The 25,527-nt window shown below is 39.9% G+C and carries 17 protein-coding genes; 4 read left to right on the forward strand and 13 right to left on the reverse strand.

The window, feature by feature from the left end; translation table 11 throughout:
• Positions 1-6: 6 nt before the first annotated feature.
• From D7322_RS05875 to alaS, 7 genes are all read right to left on the reverse strand, one after another.
• On the reverse strand, positions 7-3,306 hold the full coding sequence (locus D7322_RS05875) for a SusC/RagA family TonB-linked outer membrane protein (protein WP_121122221.1): 3,300 nt from the start codon (positions 3,304-3,306) through the stop codon (positions 7-9).
• 190 nt (positions 3,307-3,496) lie between these two features.
• On the reverse strand, positions 3,497-4,900 hold the full coding sequence (locus tag D7322_RS05880) for a M14 family zinc carboxypeptidase (protein WP_121122223.1): 1,404 nt from the start codon (positions 4,898-4,900) through the stop codon (positions 3,497-3,499).
• 1 nt (position 4,901) lies between these two features.
• Positions 4,902-5,957, reverse strand: a complete 1,056-nt coding sequence (locus D7322_RS05885) for a S66 peptidase family protein (protein ID WP_121122226.1) — start codon at positions 5,955-5,957, stop codon at positions 4,902-4,904.
• 10 nt (positions 5,958-5,967) lie between these two features.
• Complete coding sequence (locus D7322_RS05890) at positions 5,968-7,305, reverse strand: dihydroorotase (RefSeq protein WP_121122228.1); 1,338 nt, start codon at positions 7,303-7,305, stop codon at positions 5,968-5,970.
• Between the two features lie 206 nt (positions 7,306-7,511).
• Positions 7,512-8,207: a response regulator transcription factor gene (locus D7322_RS05895; protein ID WP_121122230.1), complete on the reverse strand. Its 696-nt coding sequence runs from the start codon at positions 8,205-8,207 to the stop codon at positions 7,512-7,514.
• A gap of 102 nt (positions 8,208-8,309) precedes the next feature.
• Positions 8,310-9,407, reverse strand: coding sequence for a TlpA family protein disulfide reductase (locus D7322_RS05900; RefSeq protein WP_121122233.1), 1,098 nt, complete (start codon positions 9,405-9,407; stop codon positions 8,310-8,312).
• 274 nt (positions 9,408-9,681) lie between these two features.
• A complete protein-coding gene (gene alaS, locus D7322_RS05905) occupies positions 9,682-12,297 on the reverse strand; it encodes an alanine--tRNA ligase (protein ID WP_121122235.1) in 2,616 nt (871 codons plus the stop codon).
• A 429-nt stretch (positions 12,298-12,726) separates the two neighbouring features.
• On the opposite strand from alaS, the gene D7322_RS05910 reads away from it, so the two are divergent.
• From D7322_RS05910 to D7322_RS05925, 4 genes are all read left to right on the forward strand, one after another.
• Complete coding sequence (locus D7322_RS05910) at positions 12,727-13,575, forward strand: universal stress protein (protein WP_121122236.1); 849 nt, start codon at positions 12,727-12,729, stop codon at positions 13,573-13,575.
• 14 nt (positions 13,576-13,589) lie between these two features.
• On the forward strand, positions 13,590-14,432 hold the full coding sequence (locus D7322_RS05915) for a universal stress protein (RefSeq protein WP_121122238.1): 843 nt from the start codon (positions 13,590-13,592) through the stop codon (positions 14,430-14,432).
• 90 nt (positions 14,433-14,522) lie between these two features.
• Positions 14,523-15,869, forward strand: a complete 1,347-nt coding sequence (locus tag D7322_RS05920; protein ID WP_121122241.1) for an OmpA family protein — start codon at positions 14,523-14,525, stop codon at positions 15,867-15,869.
• A gap of 184 nt (positions 15,870-16,053) precedes the next feature.
• Complete coding sequence (locus D7322_RS05925; RefSeq protein ID WP_121122243.1) at positions 16,054-17,415, forward strand: S41 family peptidase; 1,362 nt, start codon at positions 16,054-16,056, stop codon at positions 17,413-17,415.
• A gap of 5 nt (positions 17,416-17,420) precedes the next feature.
• Here D7322_RS05925 and D7322_RS05930 read toward each other — a convergent pair whose 3' ends face one another.
• The 6 genes from D7322_RS05930 to D7322_RS05955 all read right to left on the reverse strand — a co-directional run bounded on the left by D7322_RS05930 (position 17,421) and on the right by D7322_RS05955 (position 25,462).
• On the reverse strand, positions 17,421-17,735 hold the full coding sequence (locus D7322_RS05930) for a hypothetical protein (RefSeq protein ID WP_121122245.1): 315 nt from the start codon (positions 17,733-17,735) through the stop codon (positions 17,421-17,423).
• Positions 17,736-17,803: 68 nt separating this feature from the next.
• The gene (locus D7322_RS05935; protein ID WP_121122247.1) at positions 17,804-18,619 is read right to left on the reverse strand and encodes a hypothetical protein; all 816 of its coding nucleotides are present in this window, start codon (positions 18,617-18,619) and stop codon (positions 17,804-17,806) included.
• A 55-nt stretch (positions 18,620-18,674) separates the two neighbouring features.
• A complete protein-coding gene (locus D7322_RS05940; RefSeq protein ID WP_121122249.1) occupies positions 18,675-20,027 on the reverse strand; it encodes a hypothetical protein in 1,353 nt (450 codons plus the stop codon).
• 213 nt (positions 20,028-20,240) lie between these two features.
• The gene (locus D7322_RS05945) at positions 20,241-23,594 is read right to left on the reverse strand and encodes a TonB-dependent receptor (protein ID WP_245971262.1); all 3,354 of its coding nucleotides are present in this window, start codon (positions 23,592-23,594) and stop codon (positions 20,241-20,243) included.
• A 161-nt stretch (positions 23,595-23,755) separates the two neighbouring features.
• Positions 23,756-24,718, reverse strand: a complete 963-nt coding sequence (locus tag D7322_RS05950) for a FecR family protein (RefSeq protein WP_121122253.1) — start codon at positions 24,716-24,718, stop codon at positions 23,756-23,758.
• Positions 24,719-24,847: 129 nt separating this feature from the next.
• On the reverse strand, positions 24,848-25,462 hold the full coding sequence (locus D7322_RS05955) for an RNA polymerase sigma factor (RefSeq protein WP_121122255.1): 615 nt from the start codon (positions 25,460-25,462) through the stop codon (positions 24,848-24,850).
• Between the last annotated feature and the right edge of the window lie 65 nt (positions 25,463-25,527).

Below are 25,527 nucleotides of genomic sequence, written 5' to 3' on the forward strand. Positions count from 1 at the left end.
TCCGTCTTAAAATGTCACCTGTAATCCACCGGTATAGATTCTTCTCGCCCCTTGTCGACCATTGTCCGTATCTGCATTACCGTTATAGTTATTACCAGACAGACCTGTTTCTGGCTCGGTATATCGATTTTTTGCGGAGCCGAAAGTCAATAGATTATCCGCAGATACGAAAAACCTGACATTCGCCAGCCCCAATCTTTGCAAGGTACTTTTAGGAATGGAATAACCGAGCGTAATATTGCGCAGACGTACATAGTCATTGTCGAAAATATAAAAATCGGAAGCCCTGCGTGTCGAAGCATAATTATCATCTGACCACTTTGGCAGAAGTGCGTGATCCCCCGGTTTACGCCAGCGATCCTGAACCAGCTCCTGAGTCACCCCTACACCGCCACGGAGTGTACTACGCTCAGAATAAGAATAATCATACATCTTTCCACCAAGCGAATAGTAGAACATAAAGGAGAAATCCAATCCATGCACTTTAAAACTATTGGTCAATGAACCATATACTTTTGGCAATGCCGAACCGATCCACTGATAATCATCGGAGGTAACCTCACCAACATAGTCTTCAGAAATCTTCCAGCCCCCTTTATCATCCTTCACCCAATATTGCATATTACCATTATCCGGATTAACGCCGGCATTCTTCACCATGTAGAAATCATATAAGGAATGTCCCTCTTCAAGGCGGTAACCCGCCCCCCGGTTATTAAATGTGAAAGCTCCACTAGGTAGATAGGTGACCTCATTTTTTAAGGTCGATAGGTTGCCATCAACTTTCCAGTTAAAATGATCTTTTCTGAAAATATCAGCGCCTAAAGAGAACTCGAATCCGCTATTTTGCAGATTACCAAGATTCATATTCTGTCCGTTCGCAGCACCTGCCTGTGCCGACAGCGGAAATTCTTTATAGAAAAGTAGATCGGACGAATTTCTGGAATAGTACTCAATCGTTCCATAAAAACGTTTTAAGAATGCGAAATCGGCAGCAACATTAAACTGCTTATTTCTCTCCCATTGCAGATCGGGGGCAGCAACAGTCTTAGGATTTAACCCCGGCAATCCATAGAGATTATCGGCACTATAATAGGCCTGATAAGCGTATAAGAATTCGCCTCCTGCTACACCATTTAGCTGACGTTGAATCAATCGGTCGTTTCCTGTAGTACCATAACTGCTACGGAACGATAAATTATCCAGCCAGGTCGCTTCTTTTAAGAAATTCTCCTTTGATATCTTCCACGAAAGACCACCCGATAGGAAGTTCCCCCAGCGATTATTCGGATGAAAACGAGAGGATCCATCGCGTCTGAAAGAGACCGACGCAAAGTATTTGTCATCATAATTGTAATCTACTTTAGCCAAATAAGATAATAAGGCATAACGGTCTTTGTATGAACCAACAGACCAGTTTGTTGTTGTTGAAGTCAGTTCATATTGCCCAAGCTGCATAATACCTTCACCATAGCCATTATCGCCCACAACATTTCTGGTATAGGATTCCTGACCTGCCAAAGCAGATAGATGATGCGTACCAAAATCTTGCTCCCAGGTCAAAATATTATTGAATGTAACAGCACGTGTTTCGTTATTTACTCTACCCGCGCTTCCACCACTGGTCAATACGCTAGTCCCATAAGGGGCCTGTTGACCGGGGCCATGCACTGCCGAACCGTAAGTAAACTCTTTATAAACATTATTATCTATGCTAATGCTTGATTTAAAATTTAAGTTGTAGGGCAATTTAATCCCCGCAAAATAACGGGCTGAGATCATATTACGCTGGTTATTGGTAAATCCTTCATCATTTGGATTGTCCCAGTAATCACCGCCATTATTCAACACATGGATTCCAAAAAAGTTATTACCGTAAGTACCATAGTCATACATGCGCCGTCCGGTCTTTTCTGAATACACCCAATCCGTATTGTCCGCGTTCCGCAACCAGGGTGAGGTCAATGTTGTACTAAAATCCAGGGCCCTGCTTGCTCCGGATAGATTTTGTCTGGAAGAAGAAAAAGACATGTTTCCTCCCAACTGCAACCAATCGGTCACCTGCGAAGTCACGTTCGCCCTGAAACCATAGCGTTTAAAATATTGGTTCATCGCATAACCTTTATCATCCAGATAATTTGATGATAAGAAATAATTGGTTTTCCCATCACCTGCGGTCCCGCTCACATCCAGATTATACTCCTGTCTCAATTTACGGGAGAATACGGCGCCGTAATAATCATAGTCAGATTCGTTCCAGATTTTTTGGAGTTTGGGATTTATATAAGCGTTGCCATTGCCATCATGAAGCACATAATTTTCATTGATATCCTTAAATGGAGAAACATACACACCGGCACTGCTTTTTTTCAGTAATTTACCGAGCACATTCGCTGAAGCCCAGTCTCCAGCCTCTTTAGAAGTCCTGTTATAACGATAAAATTGGTCGTTATACATTCCCTCCCAGGTATTTAGAAGTTGTTCTTCAGGCGTAGCTTTGGTTGGGTTCCCAATAGCATTGTCTGAAGTCCCCCAAGCGGATTTAAAGTTCAATGTGGGTTTAGCACTTTTACCTTTTTTGGTAGTGATTACGATAACACCGTTGGCCGCCCTTGATCCGTAAAGCGATGAAGCCGCCGCATCTTTCAATACGGTAATGGATTCAATATCGGAAGGAGCAATAGATGTTAATTGGCCATCGTATGGCATACCATCCACCACATACAATGGATTGGATGAACCGCTCATGGAACTGATCCCGCGAATCTGAATGCGTGAATCACCACCCGGGTTACCTTCGTTGTTAGTTACATTGACCCCTGGGCTCATCCCTTGGAGGGTTTCAGCAAATCCCGAACCGCCTATTTTTTCCAGCTGTTCCTTTTTAACTACAGTCGCGGATCCTGTGAAAGTCGACTTTTTTGTCGTACCATAGGCTACGACCATCACTTCATCCAAATCGGTTGATGTGGCATCTAGAGAAATAGACAGATTTGATTGGCCTTCATATTTCACTTCTTTAGATCCATAGCCTACGTAGGATACGACGATAATCGATCCGGGATTCAGTTTACTTAATTTGAAACGCCCTTGCTGATCGGTATAGGTCGCTATCGCAGATCCTTTAACACTGACAGAAGCCCCTACAATGGGTCCGTTCTTATCGCTGACTCGACCGGTAATCTCCTGTTGTGTGACTTTGTACTCAATTGTATTTGCAGTATTCGGCATAGCATGTACACCGAATGCATATCCACTTGACGCTACTAAAGTCAATGCGAAAAATAATTTTGTTTTCTCTGACATAATTAGTGGGATGGTTTTAAGTTAGTCTCTCTTACTTAGTAGATTCTAGCGCCAAATATAGATTAATTAGAATTGAATGTAAAATTTTTGTTGTATTTTAATTAATTCCGAACAAGGCATAAAAAAGACAAAAAAACAAAAAAGCCCATTGAATTATGGGCTATTTATTACTTCAAGCGATAAAACAGTATTATTTCACTACATTTTTTGATTTATTATCAATCGATTGCGTTAAATTGATCAGATAACCATTTATCACTGCATATTGTACCTCCTTTTCGGATCCAATAAAAAAATCAGCACTACCACCTAACCGAAGACAGCTCTCAGCTTGGAAATTAGCACCACTCAATACTTGGATAGGAAAAGAATGCAACCTAGTCTGCGCTAAATTATCAGAAACCACAATTGCTCCATACCCCTGTTTCAATAGACTTTCTACAAATGATGAAGTTAAATCCGCCAGTGAAAATATCCGCTCCGAATACAATTTTGATGGAGTAAATTGGAGTCCTTCGACATCAATATCGGTATATCCGTAGAAATCCTGCAAATCGCCAATATCCTCAATCACACCTTCTACGTAATAGTCACCCGCGACAGTTTTTTCATTTTGTCGAATAGCCACATCTACCAACATCCTTTTACCATTTTTTTCGATGGATAAGTTTCGAATCAAAACATCATGAAGCTTTTCATCATTAAAAGGAATTGCGTTGTAATCTGCAATATCATGTACCAGATAGGATCCCGACGCGATTTCCTGAAAGACGTGTAAAAGCGCAATGAAATTATATTTTCGAACTTCCAGTTTTTCAGGGTCACCAGCGTAGGCTCCTGATTCAATCAGAATGGTACTGGCACCCCATTTTTGAAAATTGTCCCCGAAACCACGGGGGGTATGCTCATCATCATATTTCGCGACAGCATTCGGAATAAATTCCTGCAGTATCTTATTTATTCCCACGATTACCCGCATTGCATCTGCTCTAACCGTATTAACACTTCTCGCATAATCATATGCTGGGGCCAACAAGGAAATTGTTACTGGGGTGGCGGTACCAGGGATATTATAGTAATTATTCTGATTATGGAGATTAAATGCAAAATCAGGTTTTAGTAACATCGCCTGCGCTTTCAGAAGAGCGCCTTCCACCGTTGCAACAGCACGTGCATCGCGATTCATATCCACATCCATCGCCGTTCTCCGCTGATAACGTTCTGCGCCATCGGGATTCAACATCGGAATAAAATATAAAGTCAGTTTCTCCGCTATTTCCTTTCGAAAGTTATCAAAACCATCCGTCTCCCCATTAAAAAAATTAAACAGGTCAAACAGCGCCATTGTTGCCGTAGGCTCGTCCCCATGCATCTGCGACCATAACAAAATCTTTATGGGCCCTTGCCCATATTTCAACCTAAAAATCGAACGATCCTCTACTGACTGTCCAATCTCTTCAACAATAAATTGCTTACTGATCTCATTTCCTTGCAAAAGTGGCAAGATATCAGCATGATTAAATCGCCTATGCTGCAAAGCCTTTTCTTCATATAAAGAAAAGGCTTTGATAAAATCTTCTTTTACTAAATTCATCTTAATCTTTTAAGGCTCCCTCAAGTAAGGTGATCGTTCCCTGCGATGCATCCATTCTCACCTTTGCACCTACCGGAAGGATAAATTGCTCCGCAATATGTCCAATAATAGCTCCACTATAAGCAGGCACGTTCAAGGGCCTGATATAATCATTGAATAGCTGATCCAATGTCACAGAGCCATAGCCTCCCGACGGCTTACAATTGGTACATTTCCCAAAAATAAAACCTTTGATCACCGCCAATATTCCTGCATTTTTCAACTGACAAAACATCCGGTCAACACGTTCCATATCTTCATCCACTTCCTCTATAAAAAGGATCTTATCCTTAAAATCGGGTAGATAGGCCGAACCACATAATCCGGTCAATACCGTCATATTTCCGCCAAGCAGTACGCCATCGACAGTACCGGGAGAAATTGTGGCTATCCGGTCTTTCGTCTGTACAATATTATCCCCTTTTGATTTAGGGTTTTCAAATACCGCAGGTTTATTCGCTACAAATTGCGCATTAAATGCATCGGCAAGCTTCTTCGTCCATGTGCTTATACCGACAGCACCATGGAAAGCAACAAGTCCGGTTTTCGCATACAAAGCCAGAATTAACGCCGTTATATCTGAATAGCCCAACAAAATTTTAGGATTTTGGGCGATCATCTTATAATCAAGTCTGTCCAGAAGACGGGAAGTTCCCGAGCCTCCCCTGACACAAACTATTGCTTTGACAGCCTTATCAGCAAACATATCATGTATATCGGCGATACGCTCCTGATCTGTCCCCGCCAAATTACCATAACGGCTACGGATATGTTTCCCCTCTTTCACTTTAAACCCCAATGTTTCAAAGATCTCGCGAGCGATAGTAATTGATTCCTCATCGTCCAATACACCTGCGGGAGTTATCAATCCAATCGTATCACCGAACTTTAGCTTCTTTGCCAGCAAAGTAGCTGGCTCTTTTAAGCCTGTCACGGTTTCTGTAGCGCGCCCAGCCCCTAACACCGGAATGGCCAATGCGCCCAAAGCAATTGATTTTATAAAAGCCCTTTTTTCCATATTAAGCTAATTACCTATTGAACAACAGTCGCTCACCAGCGCCCTTTTCAATGATTTGTCCTTTCGAAAACGCAACTTTACCAGATACAATGGTATGTTCGATGGTTGAACTAAAGGTATGGCCTTCAAATGGTGACCATCCGCATTTAGAAAGAATATTTGATTTTGAGACGGTATAGGGTTTATTCAAATCTACGAGTACAAGATCCGCCCAATAACCTTCACGAATATAACCACGATCTTCTACCTGAAACAATGTTGCCGTATTATGTGCTGACTTTTGAACCAATTGTTCCAAGGTCATTTTACCTGATTTGACCATATCCAATAATGCTTGTAAAGCATGTTGAACCAAGGGGCCACCGCTAGGAGCTGATGCATATGGCTGTGTTTTTTCCTCGATTGTGTGTGGGGCATGATCTGTCGCTATGACATCAATATGTCCATCCAATACAGCTTTAAGAATATGATCACGATCATTGGCCGTCTTAACAGCCGGATTCCACTTAATAAAATTTCCCTTTGTCGCGTAATCCTGATCAGAAAACCAAAGGTGATGGATACAGGCTTCCGCCGTAATTTTCTTGTCCTTTAATGGAATATCATTCCGAAATAGCTCAATCTCTTTTGCTGTTGATATGTGTAAAATATGTAATCTCGTATCATGCTTTTTGGCTAATTCCACAGCCTTGGATGAAGACAGGTAACAAGCCTCTTCAGAGCGGATCAAGGGATGCATTTCAATCTTCAATCCATCTTCACCATATTTTTCTTTGAATGTTGCCAGATTAGCCTTGATCGTTGCTTCGTCCTCACAGTGTGTCGCAATTAATGTCGGAGCGTTAGCAAAAATACCTTCTAAGGCCTTTTCATTATCGACCAACATATTGCCAGTGGACGATCCCATAAATACTTTTATACCGCAGACATTACGTGGATTGGTTTTCAGGACCTCTTCTAAATTATCGTTAGCGGCTCCCATAAAGAATGAATAATTGGCTAATGCATTCTTTCCTGCAATATCATATTTATCCTGAAGCAGTTCTTGTGTCAAGGTATTGGGAACCGTGTTTGGCATCTCCATAAAGGAAGTTGTCCCACCTGCAACCGCAGCCCGACTTTCATGCCAGATATCCGCTTTATAGGTTAATCCGGGCTCTCTAAAATGAACCTGGTCATCAATCAGTCCCGGAAACAGATGTAGCCCCTCAGCATTGATTTCCTGATCCGCAGGATGGTTAATCTCCTGTGCGATCATTTCGATTCGACCATTGCTGATGTATACATCAGCAGCCTCAACTTTACCTTCGTTAACAAGTTGTGCAGATTTTATAAGAATAGATGACATGTTGATCTCTTTACTTTGGTATCTGTCAAAAGTAAAGATTTGTTGTCGTGATACCAAGTTATCTGTTCAAAAGAGTTGTCCTATTAAGGCGACAAAAAGCAGATAACATCCATCCTTATACCTATTGGATCATAACACATCGGCTTTTTCTAAAAAAAGCACAAAAATCCGGGCTGGAAACAAAAAAGAGGCCTAAGCCTCTTCTTTTATTCTTTATCAAACTTGTAACCTACTCCTTTTACAGTGGTCACATAATCGTCGCCTATTTTTTCACGGAGCTTACGGATATGTACATCTATCGTACGGTTGGTGACAACCACTGAGTCCTCCCAGATACTTTTTAGGATCTGTTCTCTTGTGAAAACTTTATTGGGTTTGGATGCCAACAGGTAGAGTAATTCAAACTCCTTTTTGGCAAGCACAATCTTTTGCTCTCCTTTGTAGACTAGGAAGGAATCTCTGTCTATCACCAGATCCGCGATCTCGATTTTGTCCTGTACAGAAGAATCAGACTCCTCCGACGCATTTCTTCTTAATATCGCATTGATGCGGCTCATCAGCGCTCGGGGCTTAATTGGCTTGGCAATATAATCATCCGCTCCAACATGAAATCCGGCAATTTCCGAATATTCTTCACTTCTGGCAGTCAAAAATACCATAAAGGTATTTTTGAATTCAGGCATCGCGCGCATGATGCGACAAGCTTCAATACCGTCCATCTTGGGCATCATCACATCGAGGATGATCAGATCCGGGTTTACTTGTTTGGCAACTTGTATTGCCTCTTCTCCATTGTGCGCTGTAGAGACCTGATAACCTTCACGATTTAAGTTGAATGCAATTAAATCTAAGATATCCTTTTCGTCATCAACAATTAAAATCTTTTGTTTCGAAGAACTCATTTGTCTTATTTTTTTGCTAAAATATGAACAAAATGATAACAATCGGTTAATCTAATGTTACCAAATCATTAAGTAATATTTCAATTAACAATAACACATTGATTACTTAATTGTTTTCTTCAGAAAATCTGCCAGCTCTTCGCCACGCAAGTTCTTTGCAACGATAATACCGTTCGGATCGAGGATATAGGATGTTGGCAAAGCCTTGACACGATAGTCTATTACAACCGGTGAAGTCCAAGCTTTCAAGTCAGACACATGGGTCCAAGTAAGTTTATCGTCTGCAATAGCCCGCATCCACGAACCGGGATTGTCGTCAAATGAAACAGATAGAATATCGAAACCTTTGGTATGATAAGCATTATACAACTTGACGAGGTTCGGATTTTCCTGACGGCAGGGCATACACCAAGAGGCCCAAAAGTCCACTAAAGTATATTTCCCTTTGAAACTGGACAGCTTTACTTCCTTGTTAGTAGGTGTAAAAGATGTAAGTTCCGGTGCCGGTTGACCAATAGCCATTTTCTTCAGTTTTTGGGTTTCTTCCTTAAACTGCGTCACATATCTATTTTCCGTAAATTCATTTTTAATTTTATCTGCATAAGCAATTATTTCTGCCTCTGCTACTTCAGGATCCAGTGTTGAGATGGCGTAAAATCCAGCTAGATCATTATGCTTACTGGAAAAATCAACCGCCTTGCTGGTATAGTTACGAAGTTCATTCGCAAATTTGGCTTTATATTCTGCACGAAGTTTTTCTATTTCGTCAGCAGTCGAATTCGCTGTTAATTTGGAAAAGACACCCTGAAGAGAATCTTGCACATAATCGCGATGGTTCCGTTCCTTAGCAAATGGCTGTATTGTTTTCGACAATTCAGATCCTTCAACAAGATAATCATTGACGTCCTTATGCAAATCGGCTTTAAATGAAATTGTCTCACCCGGAGAAGCGATAAGATCATAACGATTTTTACCGACGCGTAACGACAACAGCCTAGATTGACTCGCTTGACGCACAAACTGAAATTTGTTATTATCGCCAAAAAACATAGAATCCAGCTTGGTATCCCCTTCGTACAAGGAGATAACTTTTATATTACCGGGGTTTTCTATATTTCCTTCGATGGTAAACTGCTCTTTATTCTGGCAACCAAACATCAATCCAACCACTCCAGCTACTAAAAAAACTGCCTTTTTCATCTATATATCGTTTTGTAAGCGCTTCAAGTCCATCCATAACTGGATGTTAATAGCACTCGGTTTCCTTTTTTTATTGTAGAAACTATCCTATTTATTGCTTTCCACCCTTGTTATTATTCATTCATAAATTGCTCTTCAGTCAAATTTACGAGCTCGTTACACCCGGTTTGGATAATTAGGATAGTTTCATAGCATAGAATTTTCGGAGAGACTTCCGATAAACTTGAAACTTATTCAAATAAGTATCCTAAGTCTCCGATTTAAATACGCAAATTTAACTTAAAAATTCCTTCGCACGTTCAATCGCGGTTTTTAATCCCGCAGAATTTTTACCTCCCGCTGTCGCAAAGAAAGGTTGCCCGCCACCGCCGCCTTGGATATCTTTTGCCAGATCACGGACGATATTGCTTGCATTCAAACCTTTTTCTTTTGCTAAATCATCTGAAATAACAACAGTTAAACTTGGTTTCCCGTCGAATTCTGCTCCTATAACCAAAAACAAATTATTGACAGCTCCCTTTACAGCATAGGCTAAGGTTTTAACCGCTTCTGCATTAGGGAGATCAACCAGAGTCGATAAAAAGTTGACATCACCAACCTGCTCTATCTTTGCTTCCAGATCCGATTTCAACGCCAAAGATTTCTCGGTAATACTTTTCTCAATTTCCTTTTTCAGTGCACCATTTTCGTCGATGATCTTACCCAAGGCTGATACAAAGTCCTTTGGATTGTTCATGAGTTCTTTTAAATGATGTACCAATTCAAAATGCTCACGAATTACCGCAGCTGAACGCGTCCCCGTAATCGCTTCAATACGACGTACTCCCGCAGCAACAGCCGATTCAGAAACAATCTTAAAGAATCCGATCTGCCCCGTTGCTTTCACATGGGTTCCCCCGCATAACTCTTTGGAGAATTGGTCTTCAAAAGTAATCACACGAACAAAATCACCGTATTTCTCACCAAACAAAGCTGTTACACCTGAATCCAAAGCCTGTTGGTAAGGTACATTCCGTTCTTCTTTCAACGGGATATTCTCACGAATTTTAGCATTTACGATATCCTCTACCTGTTTGATCTCATCCTCACTCATCTTTGCAAAATGAGAAATATCAAAACGTAGGATATCCGCATTGACCAATGAACCTTTTTGATTTACATGTGTACCTAATACCTGTTTTAGTGCAGCATGCAATAGATGGGTTGCGGAGTGATTATTCTCCGTATCCAATCTTTTGGTGCTGTCAACCTCGGCGATAAAGGTTCCGTTAAGATCCAATGGCAACTTATTGGTAAAATGGACGAAGATTCCATTTTCCTTTTTTGTATCCGTAATGTAGATCTTTTCGCCCGTTTCCTCCGAAATCAATTCACCGGAGTCGCCTACCTGACCTCCTCCTTCTGCATAAAATGGACTGACAGAAAGTACCAGTTGGTATTGTTCTTTATTTTTTGCGACAACTTTACGGTATTTTACGACTTCTGTCTTTGCTGTCAATGTATCATAGCCTACAAATTCGAAGCCCTCATCATCATTAACGATAACCCAGTCACCAGTATCTATCGCTGTTGCCGCCCGCGAGCGATCTTTTTGAATCTGAAGTGCCTGTTTAAAACCATCCATATCAACAGACAATCCTTTCTCCCGCGCTAATAATTCAGTTAGATCAATTGGAAAACCGTAAGTATCGTATAATTCGAACGCAAAGTCACCATTAATAAGTGTATGATCTTCCACGTAATTTTCAAAACGTTGTACACCAGTGGACAAGGTTCTTAAAAATGAAACCTCTTCCTCCAAGATTACTTTCTGCACGAAATCCTGCTGTTGGATCAATTCATCAAATACACCGCTGAATTGTACTGCCAGTACCGGAACAAGCTCATGAATAAATGGCGTTTTAAATCCCAAAAACGTATAAGCATAACGTACAGCACGGCGTAAAATACGTCGGATTACGTAGCCTGCTTTGTTATTAGAGGGCAATTGTCCATCCGCTATCGCAAAACTAACGGCACGAATATGATCAGATACCACGCGCATTGCGATATCACTCTTTTCGTCTAAGCCATATTTTATCCCTGACTTGGCAGCGATAAAATCAATGGTCGGCGTAAAGACATCTGTATCATAATTTGAGGTTTTGCCTTGAATACATCTGACAAGACGCTCAAAGCCCATCCCTGTATCCACATGTTTCGCGGGTAAAGTTTGAAGTGAACCATCTTTCAAGCGGTTGAATTGCATAAAGACCAAATTCCAGATTTCGATCACCTGTGGATGGTCTGCATTGACAAGGCTTTGCCCTGAAACCTGTGCCCGTTCTTCCTTGCTACGCATATCAAAATGGATTTCAGAACAAGGTCCACAAGGACCGGTCTCTCCCATTTCCCAGAAATTGTCCTTTTTGTTGCCAAGCAAGATACGATCTTCGGCTATCCACTGCTTCCAGAAATCGAATGCTTCCATGTCTCTGTTCAAACCTTCAGTTGCATCGCCTTCAAAAATAGTCACATATAAACGATCTTTGTCGAGCTTATAGACTTCGGTCAATAGCTCCCAGGCCCAAGCAATAGCTTCCTTCTTAAAGTAATCGCCAAAGCTCCAGTTTCCTAACATCTCGAATAAGGTATGGTGGTAAGTATCTATACCAACTTCCTCTAAATCATTATGCTTACCTGAAACACGCAAACAGCGCTGCGTATCAGCAACACGCGGAAATTTAATCGGTGCTTCTCCCAAGAATAAATCCTTGAACTGGTTCATCCCTGCATTGGTAAACATCAATGTCGGATCATTTTTTACAACTACTGGTGCTGAAGGTACTATCTGATGCCCCTTGCTTTTAAAAAAGTCTAAAAAGGCTTGACGAATTTCTCTACTTGTCATTTAATTATCTAAAAATATGTGCAAACTTACTCAAAATTGGTCTGTTATGCAATGTAGAATACCAGATAATAACCTCGATTCAACGATTTTAACAGCCTATCTTCTGCATAGAAAATTGACTTTTCTAACAAAAAGATCAGGACTTAAGATTCAGGCGGACAGGGTTATTCTATTTTCAAGATGACGGTAATCATCATTATACATTAAATACATCATTTTAAAAGCATTAAATGTTATCCAACTTTGTATCATCATAATTAGTTCCAATACGTTTAACAATAAAAACATTTTGACTGATACCCATCCACAATTGCATTTGTTTTATTACATTTGATAGGGATAAGGGGCCTCAACAACGATTCTTTTGAATAGTTACCCTATACCGAAATAGAAATTTAAGATAAGATAGCGCAGATAAAATTCCTTCCAATGAAAAAAAACATTCTACTACCCGTAGATTTTTCGGCACATTCTAACAATGCGGTAAATTACGCTGTGGGTCTGGCAACTCAGAAAGGGTACAGCATTCACCTTTACCACAATTACACTTCAGCTTCCGCTGTATTCGAGGAGGAAACAGGTTCCACAGGTAAACAGAGTCCTATATTTAAAGCTGATATTCTGATTAAGAAGCTTGCCGAACAGATTACGTCCATGAATGCTGCTCTTGAGGTTACGACCCAATGTGAGCGCGGCATGATCACAGAGACTTTACCTGATATCGCTACACCTGATCGCTTTGATTTCGTGATTATGGGCACAAAAGGGATTACAAATGATGACAGTCAACTTATCGGCAGTACAACCTATGTCATTAGTAAAAAATCAAAAATTCCCGTTTTGGCCATCCCCGCAGAGGTGTCATTTGAACAACTTGACAAAGTTGGTTTATTGTCCAATTTCAAGGAAGAAGAGGTGCAGACGGTTCGGGATTTTGTCAATATCATGGGCAAAGATTTTGAATTAAAACTGATGCATGTACATTATGATCATTCTTCAGAAAACCGGATTGAAGACAAATTGGAAGTGTGGAAATATAAAATCAAAAAATATATCGGCGTCACCAACATCGCTATTGAAGTCGACTCGATACAGGGAGATATTGAAGATCTCGACACCGTCCCTGAGGTCATCAATGAAATGATCCATGCTGAAAAGATCAAGATATTACTGGTGACACGTTCGCGAAAATCATTTTTTGAACGTGCTTTCACCCGATCAGTGGCAAAAGCATTGTTTAGCCATCCTTTAGTTCCAATATTTTTTACCAAAGCATAATTAAGTATATCGCTATGTCTAAATTATTAATACCCGTAGATTTTTCCGAAAATGCACGAATCGCAGCAGCCTATGCAGCCCAGATCGCGCAGGAAACACATGATGAAATTACACTCTTTCACTCCTTCACTTCACATATCAATAAATTTGCAAATGCGAAGCATTTAGTAGACCCGACCGAAGATGAGGCTCATCGTAAGATGGAGGAACTTGTCGCCGAACTGCTACAAAAATATCCTTCGTTAAAAATTTCTACTCTGTTTACGAACGGGATTTTAGCAGAATCTTTGGATAAACAAGAGATAAAAGATAGCTATCGGGCCGTGATTATGGGAACAAAAGGAGTCACCGGACTCGAATCTGTACTAATCGGAAGCAACACTTATGACGTTATTAAAGAGTCAAAAATTCCCGTATTGGCAATCCCAAAAAATGCCGTAAAATTAAAAAAAGATAACATTGCATTGCTGACAAATTTTAAGCCCGGTGAGCTTGAAGTGCTTAAGCAAGCGATTCCTTTGTATGGGAAAAACTTCCATTTACAACTTATCCATATCAACAAAAGTGAACTAGAAATCAATACATTAGGCCAAAAACTCGAAAAATGGATTGAACAGATTATTGCTGAAACAGGCATTGAAGACATTTCATATATTGTCAAAGCGCCGAGCTATTTCGCCGGTTCACGAGAGAACATCGCAAACGGAATACATACGATTATCAGAGATGAAGATATTGATGTGATTTTGATTACAAAAAGTAGAAAAACTTTTTTTCAAAACATTTTTACTGAAAATATTGTTAAGCACATGGCTTTTGAAATTGAGGTACCAAATTTTTTCGGCCGAGTAGATTGACCAAATAATTTTTGGCAAATTTATTGCAAGAGTAGTCAATGAATTAATTTAACAAGAATTTTATAGTAGAAAATTTTACAAGAACACATTATGAAAATTAGCCTTAAAAAATCAGGATTACTAATCGCGGCAGGAATTATCTCGACCGCATCCTTTGCACAAAGTGCAAAGCAGTCATCAATTGAAGGCACAACTCCATTTGGTCCGGCAACACAATACAGGACTTGGTCCATCGGTGTGGGCGCTGGCGTAACTAGCTTACAAAACATTGCCAAGTTAAATAATGGAGGTTATGACAAACTGGACTGGAACCTAGGTTACAGTGCCTATATCAAAAAGCAAATCTCACCTTCGTTCGGAATCAAGGCAACTTATTTTGGCGGCAAAACCTCTGGCTATACAGCTGATGACAAGCAAACCGGTTTTGAAACAAAAACTCCTTGGTCAGTAGCTTTATCTGGAGAATTTTTAGCGGCCAATACCAACTGGAGATTCTTCAATAGCTTCATCAAACCTTACGCATCTATTGGTGTGGGTGTAATGAATGCCGAAACCGCTGGAATTACCGGAGGAAACAGAGGTGAGTATGGCGATTCTTATTCAAAAATCTTTGTACCTGCTGATTTCGGTTTTAAATTTGCCGTTGCAAAAGGCATCAATTTTGAATTGGGTTATCAGCTGAACTGGGTAAATCAACGCTTCGACAATTTGGCTAACCCAGCTGGCGGACCAAAAATTGACAAAAACGACTTGTTCACTTACGCACACGCAGGTTTAGAGTTTGCTTTGGGTAGCGGTAGCAAACCAGCCTTGAACAATTCAAACCCTGTAGCGACCCTAGTAAGTGATTATACGGTAAAATACGATGACTTAAAAGCTCAAAATGATGCGTTAAACGCAAAAAACCAAGCTTTACAAAGTCAATTGGATGGTTTGAACAGTGACCTGAAAGATGATGACGGTGACGGTGTTGCAAACAAATACGATAAATGTCCAGGAACACCTTCTGGTGTGCAAGTAGATGGTGCCGGCTGTCCAATCACAGTAAAAAACGAAACTAGAGTCGTAGAGAAAGTTGTTGTCACAGAAGCAGACAAGAAAGTTGTCGCTGATGCGATCAAAAACTTAGAGTTTGATCTAAGCAAATCGACGATCCGTCCTACTTCATACGCAACATTAAACAAAGTAGCTGAATTGTTGATCGAGAAAAACTTTAGCTTGAAATTAGCAGGGCACACAGATAACACAGGTTCACGCGAATTGAATATGCGTTTATCCAAAGAGCGTGCTGAGTCAGTGAAAGCTTACTTGGTATCTCAAGGCGCAAATGCTTCACGCATCGAAGCTACAGGTTATGGTCCTGACCAACCAATTGCATCCAATAAAACTGCTGATGGTCGTCAACAAAACCGTCGTGTAGAGTTTACACTTTATTAATCGATATTATTCGATCTCTACAGCCAAAAGGCATCACTTTCAAGTGATGCCTTTTTTTATGGAATCAATAGACTAAATCTGATAACTCTCTTGTGTTTATAGTAAATAAACATTTGAAAAACAAAAAGATAACACCAACAAAACTTACATTATCCGTATTTTTATTAAGCTAAGATCATAAAAAATGCGTAAACCACAAATTCTTGTTTTGGCCCTTTTTTCGCTGATTTTTTCCGCTTGTGAAAAAGACCCGCCCTTAAACGAACCAGGCTCAAATGAAGCGATCAATCAATGGACACTGAAACAGATGCGGCAATACTATTATTGGAATGATAAAATCAGACAACCAAACGACTATCAGCAAGCTCCAGATCTATTTTTTAAAGGTATTCTATTTCAAGACGACCGTTACTCCGGCATATTACAGACACTCAACAGCGACACCTATGGTAATACATTAACGAACACTTTTGGGTTCGATATGGTGCAACTCCAAACAACCGACAAAACCATCCAACTTGTAACCCAAGTTGTTCCCTTCAGCGAAGGGGATTTAATGGGACTCAAACGGGGAGACAGCATCACCCACATCAACAACGAGCCCATTGGTCACAGCAACCTGAAATCCCTACTAAGCAAATCCTTGCTTTTACCGGCAATGCAATTGACGCGAAACGATGGCAAAATATTTATCCTCCCCTCTTCTTATATTTCGCAGCCCATCCTCTATACCGCCAAGCTCATCTCCTCCTCCCCCAAAGTAGGCTATATGTTCTTAAGTCAATTTGACTTTAGTGGAGCTTATTCATTATTGGAAGCAGTTCAAAATTTCAAGTCCCAACAGGTACAGGAACTTGTTGTCGATTTACGTTACAATCCAGGTGGCCAAGTCGCTTTTGCCGCGTTTTGCGCGCTCTTATTGGCAGATATCAAAGAAAATGACATTTTTACCAAATACCAAGGCAACAAAAACCTCAAAAATAGAGCAGACAGCTTTGCAGCTGCGTTGGAAGGACAGCCCGACGGCTATTCATTTATGGCAACAGAAATTTTAAAGCAAGGTTTACATTTAAAAAGAATCTATATGCTCACGGGACCAAATACGGCATCTGCATCCGAAATGTTAATCAATGGATTGCGTCCCTATTTACAAGTGATTCAAATTGGAGACAAAACGTACGGAAAGGATATGGCTTCGACCACCATATCCACCCCCGAAGAAATTCATGGTACAGAACGAGCCTGGCATTTGATCCCTATGATTTATAAAATCTACAATAAAGTGGGACAGGGAGATTATAGCGATGGAATTACTCCTTCTACCAAGATCGACGAATTTGCCTTTTTACCTTTGGCCCCAATAGGTGACACCAGAGATCCATTGATACAGGAAGTATTACAAATAATCGACAATAAAAATACCAGAACCAAAAGCGCTGCCAATAATACAACAGAAAGAACCAGTAATATAGCTCCCCAATATATGGGAAGTAGCTATCAGACAATACCTATTGAAGTTAGCGCACAAGACAAGACCGAAAAGTAGTTTCATCAGTGTGCGCAGGAATTTAATGAGGTAATGACCATACGCAGATTAGCTCCAGTCTTCCCATTTTTGGCTAACTTGCGAAGAGGACGAGACAAGATTTCAGAACGTATGGTTCGTTCTTTCGTTTCATAGTCCTGCACCAGTCTCTCTAATTGCTGTAATAGTTCGCTATATTGCCTGTACAGTTCATTCAGATTGGTAAATTCCCGACGCAATTTGTAAAGCACTTCCGAATCAATAACATGTTTCACATCTCCTTGGATTTCCAAAGAGATCGCCAATAGTTTACGATGTTTTAAATCACTGATACCTTTCATGATAAATTTATGCTAATTGATTTACCTATAATTTAATTATTGACTTGGCGGTATTTTCTTTAAATCTCTTATTTTTTTAACCATATATCAAACAATTCAAAACCGGGCCCATCAAGAAAAGTCACCCAATCACGATCGAAAATTACGTCGGGCTCTTTATTAGGAAGATATAAAATAGAAATTGGTTTATCTACATTTAATCCTCCAATAAACACATAGGCTGATTGCCCATTGACCAAGAATGGCTTGGCATCTTTATCCAGTACCGTTGCTCTTAAATATGAAGATCTTTCAAATGGTATCTGAATAAAGCTGTCTGGTATTTGATCACTTATCAAATCAGTAATCAAAAGAGGTTCATCATCATAAACCATCTTTTCCTCAAATGTGTTTTCATTAAAAACCATTGTTCCACTATAAATAGCCAGGCGTATCGGTTCACTATTTGGAGAAATAATCTTATTGTAGTTCAATATTTTGACTTGAAAATTCCCCTGATTTGGTTCTGACCCATCTAAGGGATTCTCCCCAACTACTAATGTTGGGTCTATCGGACTTTTGGGATATACTCCAAAAATATTGCTTCCACTTTTCAACGGCAAGCGCTGTTGCAGCACGATTTTCTCATCATCACCAAAAGCAATCACATCAGAAGTATCTTTACTCTTATCAAAGAAAAAAAGATAGTTAGCTTGATCCTTATCATATTTAGTGTATTCACCATCTATGGATATCTTTTTTATGCCTAAATTTTCGCCCGAATAAGCTTTAAAAGACACGCGTGCCAATTGCCGCTGATCTTCAATGACCTCCCCTTTTTGACAGGAGGACAACACACATCCAACCCATAGAGTTACAAAAAAGATAAATATATTTTTAATCATATATAAAGTAATTAAGAAAGTGAGCCATAGAAATGGCTCACTCAACAAATAAATATTAATAAGTTTTTGGCGCAAATTGCGTCCAACCAGCAGTCCAGACAGTATTTGTTGGATGGAATGCACCTTTATAAGTTGTACTTCCATCACCATATGCCGGTGAAGTCGATAATGGCCTCAAAACAGCTGGATTATATGGGCTTGTTGGATAAAAGATATTAGCAGCACCAGCCAATTTCAAATACGTTGTTGCATCCGTTGAAACATTTGTTTGATTTCCAGCGGGTGTTGCACCACTGAAAGCTGCTGTATACGCATGTATAACATTACCCGTAAATGTACCTGTTGCGCCATCTTGGAATGCAGCACCTGTGGCATAACCTGCAATAATCGAATTTTGAATATCATACTGTGAAGCTCTTCTCCAACGGTTACCAAATTTCAGTTTTGTACCAGCTACAGCAGCATCCTTAATTCCCAGGAATGTAAAATTTTTCAATACTGGGCGAGTCTTAGGCGTCGCTGCATATGGCGTTGTACCTTCGTTATCCGACTCCAAACCATTTGAATCCGAGCTACCGCTTGATGTGCTATTTGTAGAATTAGGATCCTTTAGTGATAAGGCATATTGAATTGTTCCTGTATAACCATGATCGAAATCAAAATCATCATCGTCGTTTGATAATGCAACTAAGTATTTCGCATTGACAGTACCACCAAAGAACTCGAATCCATCATCTTTACCCCAAGATACTTGGATATTTTCTAGCGTCGTACCAGTACCAACACCACCTAAAGTTAGTCCGTTGATTTCGTTATTATTATTAAGATTGTAACCTGCAAATTCAATCCGTACATATTTTAATGAGCCTGAATTATCTGCAGCATTTGCGCCACCATATGACACATCAGTTCCTATTGGCTGTGGCAATCCTTCAATTTTTGTTGTTGTAGGTTGGTTTGTTGTTGCGCTACCCAATAATACAACACCACCAAAATCACCAGGATTACGAGATCCCGCCGCGTTTGGAGAAGTAAATACGATCGGCGCAGAAGCTGTACCGTTAGCAATTAATTTCGCTGTTTTTGGCACAACCAATACCCCTTTAATATGATGTGTCAATCCGGTCGTTTGATCACTGTAAGCTTTTGTTGCTCCCGAAGTAATATACGTACCTGGTAAAATAGTCAATGTAGTACCTGGTTTTACGAAAGCAACACCATCAATTTTCCATACGGTATCTGCAGATAGCGTAGTTTTAGTAATAATACCGTTCGCATCTGTTGGGATTGTTGCCTGAGGTTTGCTCGGCAAACCAGCATTCAAATCTGAATTAGGTCCTACGTTGTCTTTGTTACAAGAAGCCAATGCGATTGCGCATACGCTTGCTACTGTTAAGATTTTTTTCATTTTGTGTTAAATAATTACTAGTTTTGCCATCACAAGATCATTTTTTAGACTATGCGCCCTATGGGATAGCATTTCATAAGGTTGCATAGTTGTTTTCAATCACCCATTTTTGTTTCTATTTTATCTTCCTGTTGTGCTATTGGACAAACCCGGAATTCATTTACATTATTAAGGAGTGATATGAAACTGCCTCGCGCAGATAGTTTTATCTTATTAAAAATTATATGTCAGGGATAGATTATATCTTCTCCCGTCTTTTTTGCGATAGGTTATAATATCCCCATCCGCTTTATTGTATCTATTATCCCCTTTTAATTTCTCAATTGAGTATATCCCGTTTTCATTTCCTATATTATATCCTTCGGTATTCTGATAGTAGCGTGTCCAGTCATCAAGCAGATTGGCCATATTTAACTTAGCTTCTAACCTGTTTTTAAAAAAACGTGCATATATTTGAAAATCTAATTGCTTTGGTGCCAGTTCGTATTCTATCCTATTGGGATTCACTGAGGTAATATTCGTTCTATAGCCCCTATGGTTATAACTAGCAGTCGCTCCAAAAGAGTCCCCCCAATAGCCAATTCCAAAATTTAACAACCATGGTGACTGACCAATCAAAGGACGATCCTGATTAGGAGATCTATCTTTGATCCTATCTGGCAACTCCTTTCCGTCAACAATCTTATACTTCCACGAACTCAGTACATTTACTTTAGAACTTAAAAATGTTGTATTTGCTGAGATAAAAAGCTTAGTGAGCCAATCTTTATCGCCTATAAAACTTAAATTTTTACGGATTTCAAATTCTATTCCTTTATTTTTAGCAGATTCCATATTATTAAAAACATAATATTCACCACCCGAAAATGATTCATCTTCGACCAATTCAATGGGTTTATCCAGATATTTATAAAATCCAGTTAAGGATATAATTTCACCAGGACTTGGATACCATTCCAACCGCAGATCTGCATTATCAATAAAGGTTGATTCCACATTATCCCCTGAAATAATCGCATCCAGTTCAAAGTCATAAAATCCAAAAAAACCTGTTTCTCGAAAATCTGGACGGATTGCGGTTTTTGAATAGCTAGCTCGAACATTAAAGGTATTGGTCACACTATAAGTAGCATTAATGGATGGTAAAAATTTCCAGTTATTTTCACGCACTAGCAATTTGTACTTTATAAAATTATTTTTGTCATCATTCGGATCACCATTCTGCTTTCTAAACATCTCATCTTGGCGATTTTTCAGGTTATAATATTCTGCACGGACGCCATACACCAAGCGTAATTTATCCCAAAATTTCTGATCCAACATAAAATATCCAGCATGTGATTGCATACTTCCATCATATACGTTCCCTCCAATGAGCTCAGGGTAGTAATAAGCGTGCCCTACATCATTTCCAATATTCTCCGGAGAAAACAATACATCATAGGGCGCTTCAATTGCAGGAGCTGGTTTTGAAGGATCATTGGGCAAATAAGAACGAGTAAAAGGTAATAAACGGAATATGGAAAGATCCCGTTGCTTCGACCAGCCCTGATAGCCAATTTTGGCTAAAGTGCTGACTGATTGCCCTTCTCCAAAGATGCGGGAAAATGCCACAGCCCAATTATAATCATTCTCATTAATCTGTGTCCACATCCGGGAATCTTTTCCTAGCACAGATGAATTAGACCATCCTGAAATATTTAGTAAATTTGGAGTTTGAAACATATATTCACCATCCATTACAGTTGTCAATCTATATCTTAATTTTCGTTCATCTAAAATCTGCTGTTTGATTTTATTATAAGCAAACATTCCTTCGGCTTTAATCTTCCAAGGCAGTTTATACTCACCACTTATCTGGTGTTGTTGTAAGGACATTGCTTCTGGCAACTGATATTGATTTTTTGCAGGAACATTACTAAGATCGGCGAAAGCTGCTCGAATATTTTCATTATAGGTATTATTATAAGTACGGGCATACATATTTTTGAATGCGAGCTTAAAATCCTTCCCCTGTAGCCCAAAATTTGCGACTAAACCACCACTGCTACTAAAACGATAAGAAGTGCCAGCTCCATTTAAGCCGATTCCTGTACTGTCAATGTAATGTGCTCCATTAATAGCGGATCCTCTCACATTATTGAAGGCTACAATATTCTGTTCATTTCGAATATTCGTAGAAGCAGAGAAACCAAACAATAATCCATTTGAAAGATTATACCGTCGCCCCAATGCAAACCGAAAATTTTGATTGGGATTGGCTTTATAACGATATAGTTTCATAGCGTCTGCATTGACCTGTTTCGATTGGGATATTGCATCAATGTCATTATACTTGAGATTTGAACCCGGCATTAACAATTCTTCATTTAACTTTGGATCGTTCAGTACATACCCGGGAGGCGCATCCAGACGTCGGGCTTCACCATTCCAATACCAAGGCAATATCCCTTCAGGTTGTTTTGAAGAAGAATGATTAAAACCAAAAAATTCAGATGCTTTCCGCTCCCCAAGACGGTAAAAGTCTTTGCCTGTTGTACGGGAATTTCCTCCTATCCCATATTGTATTGTCGTAAAATTCTTCTCCGGAATATCTAATGTATTCACCGAAACCTGTCCGCCCGAGAATTCAGCGGATACATCCGGTGTTGCCGTTTTATTGACCACCACCGAGCTGACCATCTCTGTTGGGATAATATCAAAGGAAAAATCACGTCTATTCTGCGAAGTACTTGGAATCACGACCCCATCCAGCATGGCCTGATTGTAGCGGTCCGACATACCCCGTACTATTACGTTTCTATTATTAACCGTTGTCACTCCGGTAACACGTTTCAAAACTTGTCCCATATCATTGTCCGGTGTGCGGGAGATTTGTTCAGCCGAAATACCATCCGTTACCGAAGCTGCGTTTTTTTGTGCCGCATACAATCCCGCTACGGAAGCTTTTTTAAACGATACGCTGACAACAGCTGTCTCCAACGCATTTACCTGCGCCTTCATGGCAATATTTAATCCTGTCCGTTGTCCGACCTGTATTTTGACCCCCTCAATACGCTGGGTCTGGTAAGAGAGATAACTAACTTCCAGTATGTAGGTTCCCGGTTCGGCATTCAACACATAGCTACCATCGATACCGCTTTGGGTTGATTTATTGGCACCGATCAGTTTGATGCTGGCATTAGCCAACGGCTGACCGCGATCATCAATCACTTTACCTGAGATGCGCCCATCCTGCTGTACCGGCTTTTCGACCAATGTAATATAGACCCCGTTGTCATGAGCCATCAGATTAGTCTCTCTGAGCAGATAACGCATGACGTCCCGGACGCTGTTACTTTTAAAAATTTTGGCATTGACCTTTTTCTTTGCCAGATTGTATTTCGTGGCATCGAAAGCGATATGTATATTTTGGGATTCCAAACGCTCGAAAGCTGCCGGAATATTGGATTCACTAAAAGAAACTGTAATCTTTTTATTGAGTAACTGGCCGTATGCGCCCGAAGCAAAAAGCATTTCGGCCGACACGATCGAAAGAAGTAAACCTACCAACGATGTCCTTATCATAAACTTAATATCGTTTTGCGTAACGTATTGCTTAAAATTCATAAATTTGTATGCGTATATAATATCTCTATAAGTTGTTGTATATGTTATTTATACCATCTCCAAATGGTGTATGATTCAGAGTTGACGATGGCCGTCGTCAGCTCTTTTTTTATCCCGCATTAGTAAATATGCACTATTCCGCCCTCCTTTCTGGATTTGTTGTGATGAATTGCTTTGATACTTTCGAGGGTTGCGGCCCAGGAAAGCTGCTTTGATATCGGCATGCTATACCGTTGTTGAGCAATCCGCTCATCGTCAGCTTTAATATCCACATCATAGATATTTTTGACCGCCAGTGCCAATTCTGCAAAACTGCTTTGCTTAAGGTAAACTCTCCCCTCAATCCAGCTATTACGTGTCGTCAGATCAAAAGCCTCCTGATTACTATGGTGGTTATTTTTAGAATATCGGACCTCTTCGCCACGAGTCAACACACCCAACGGATGATTATTGGCCGTGACCTGCACTTTACCTGTAAATACAGATACCGATATATCATCCAATTCCGCATAGTTTTTCACAGTAAACGAGGTTCCCAGGACCGTTGTCTGTACTTGTTGGGTATTTACAATAAAAGCCTTTGTAGAATCTTTCTTGACCTCAAAAAACGCCTCTCCGGCTAACAGTTCCACAACACGGTCCCTCCTGTCATAAGAAACAGTATCCAATTTAATTTTGGAATAGGCGTTCATTACGACAGTTGATCCGTCAGCCAAAAGTACCCGTTTACGTTGCGAGGCCCCTGTTTCAAAAATCCGGTAACCCGGTTTTAAATGCGTTTCTTTTGCGATTAAATTAAGTTCCTGCTGTTTTTTCCAAAATAAAATACCAAAGCACAACAGCAGGCTTGCGGCAACTGCTCCACTCCAATAGCTTATTTTCCGAACCTCTGATTTTTTAGGAACTGTACCTCCGATACGTTGCTGTATACTATTCCACAACTGAACCTCATCTATCTCCTTTACAGGAAGTTCTTCCTGATCGAGCGTATCGTACCAACGATCAATCATGGACCGCTCAGCCTTGTTGGCTTTGTTCTGCTGATATCTATAGATTAAGGATTCAAAAATTCTTCTTTTCACTTTTCTTGCCTGCTGTTTATATACAAGTCTTTAAAAAAGCCGGAAAGTACTTCAAGAAATGGTTAATGTTTTATAAAAGAATTGTTAAGTTGATTTTTATTCCTGCGATCGCCTTTAAAAGCATAATCCCTACTTGGAGAGCTCATCCAAAACAAAAATAAGTAAGAGAGTAAAACTGCCGTTTTGAACATTTTGATAGCCGACAATCGCTTTCTTCAGCCTTTTGGACGCTTCTGTGAGGTTGTTTTTTACGGTTTGTTCAGAGAGCCCCATCCGCAGCGCTATCTCACGAATTGATAGATGCTCCCACTTCAACAAGAGTACCTGCCGCATATTATGCGGCATAATTTCCAATTCATCTTCCAGCATCTTTTCTAGCAAGAGGTAAGTTTCAAGTTCTTCCGGATGATGCTGTACGTAATCAAAAATATGTTTGCTCCAATGATCCAAAAGTTTATCTTTTGCTTTATTGGAATTGAAAAAATCTATAATTTTATATTTGAGCATTCCCTTGAGATAGGCAGGAAGATTCATCTGGATATCGATCGTATGACGTTTTTCCCAAAACTGAACAAACAGTTCCTGAAGAATATCCTCTACATCCTGCGAGTCAATGATACGGCGGGCAGCATGTTGATAAAGATCTTTCCAACAGTACCGATATAACTCAGCATAAGCATTCGTATCATTTCGCTCTTTAATCGCCCTTAGCCATTGCTGATATATAATTGGTAACTGATCCATACTAATACCAAAAATAAGGTTGAGATATTAAGTTTCTATTAATAAATGAATAAAGAAAGCACAAG

Source organism: Sphingobacterium puteale, assembly GCF_003627955.1.
Classification (GTDB): Bacteria; Bacteroidota; Bacteroidia; order Sphingobacteriales; family Sphingobacteriaceae; genus Sphingobacterium; species Sphingobacterium puteale.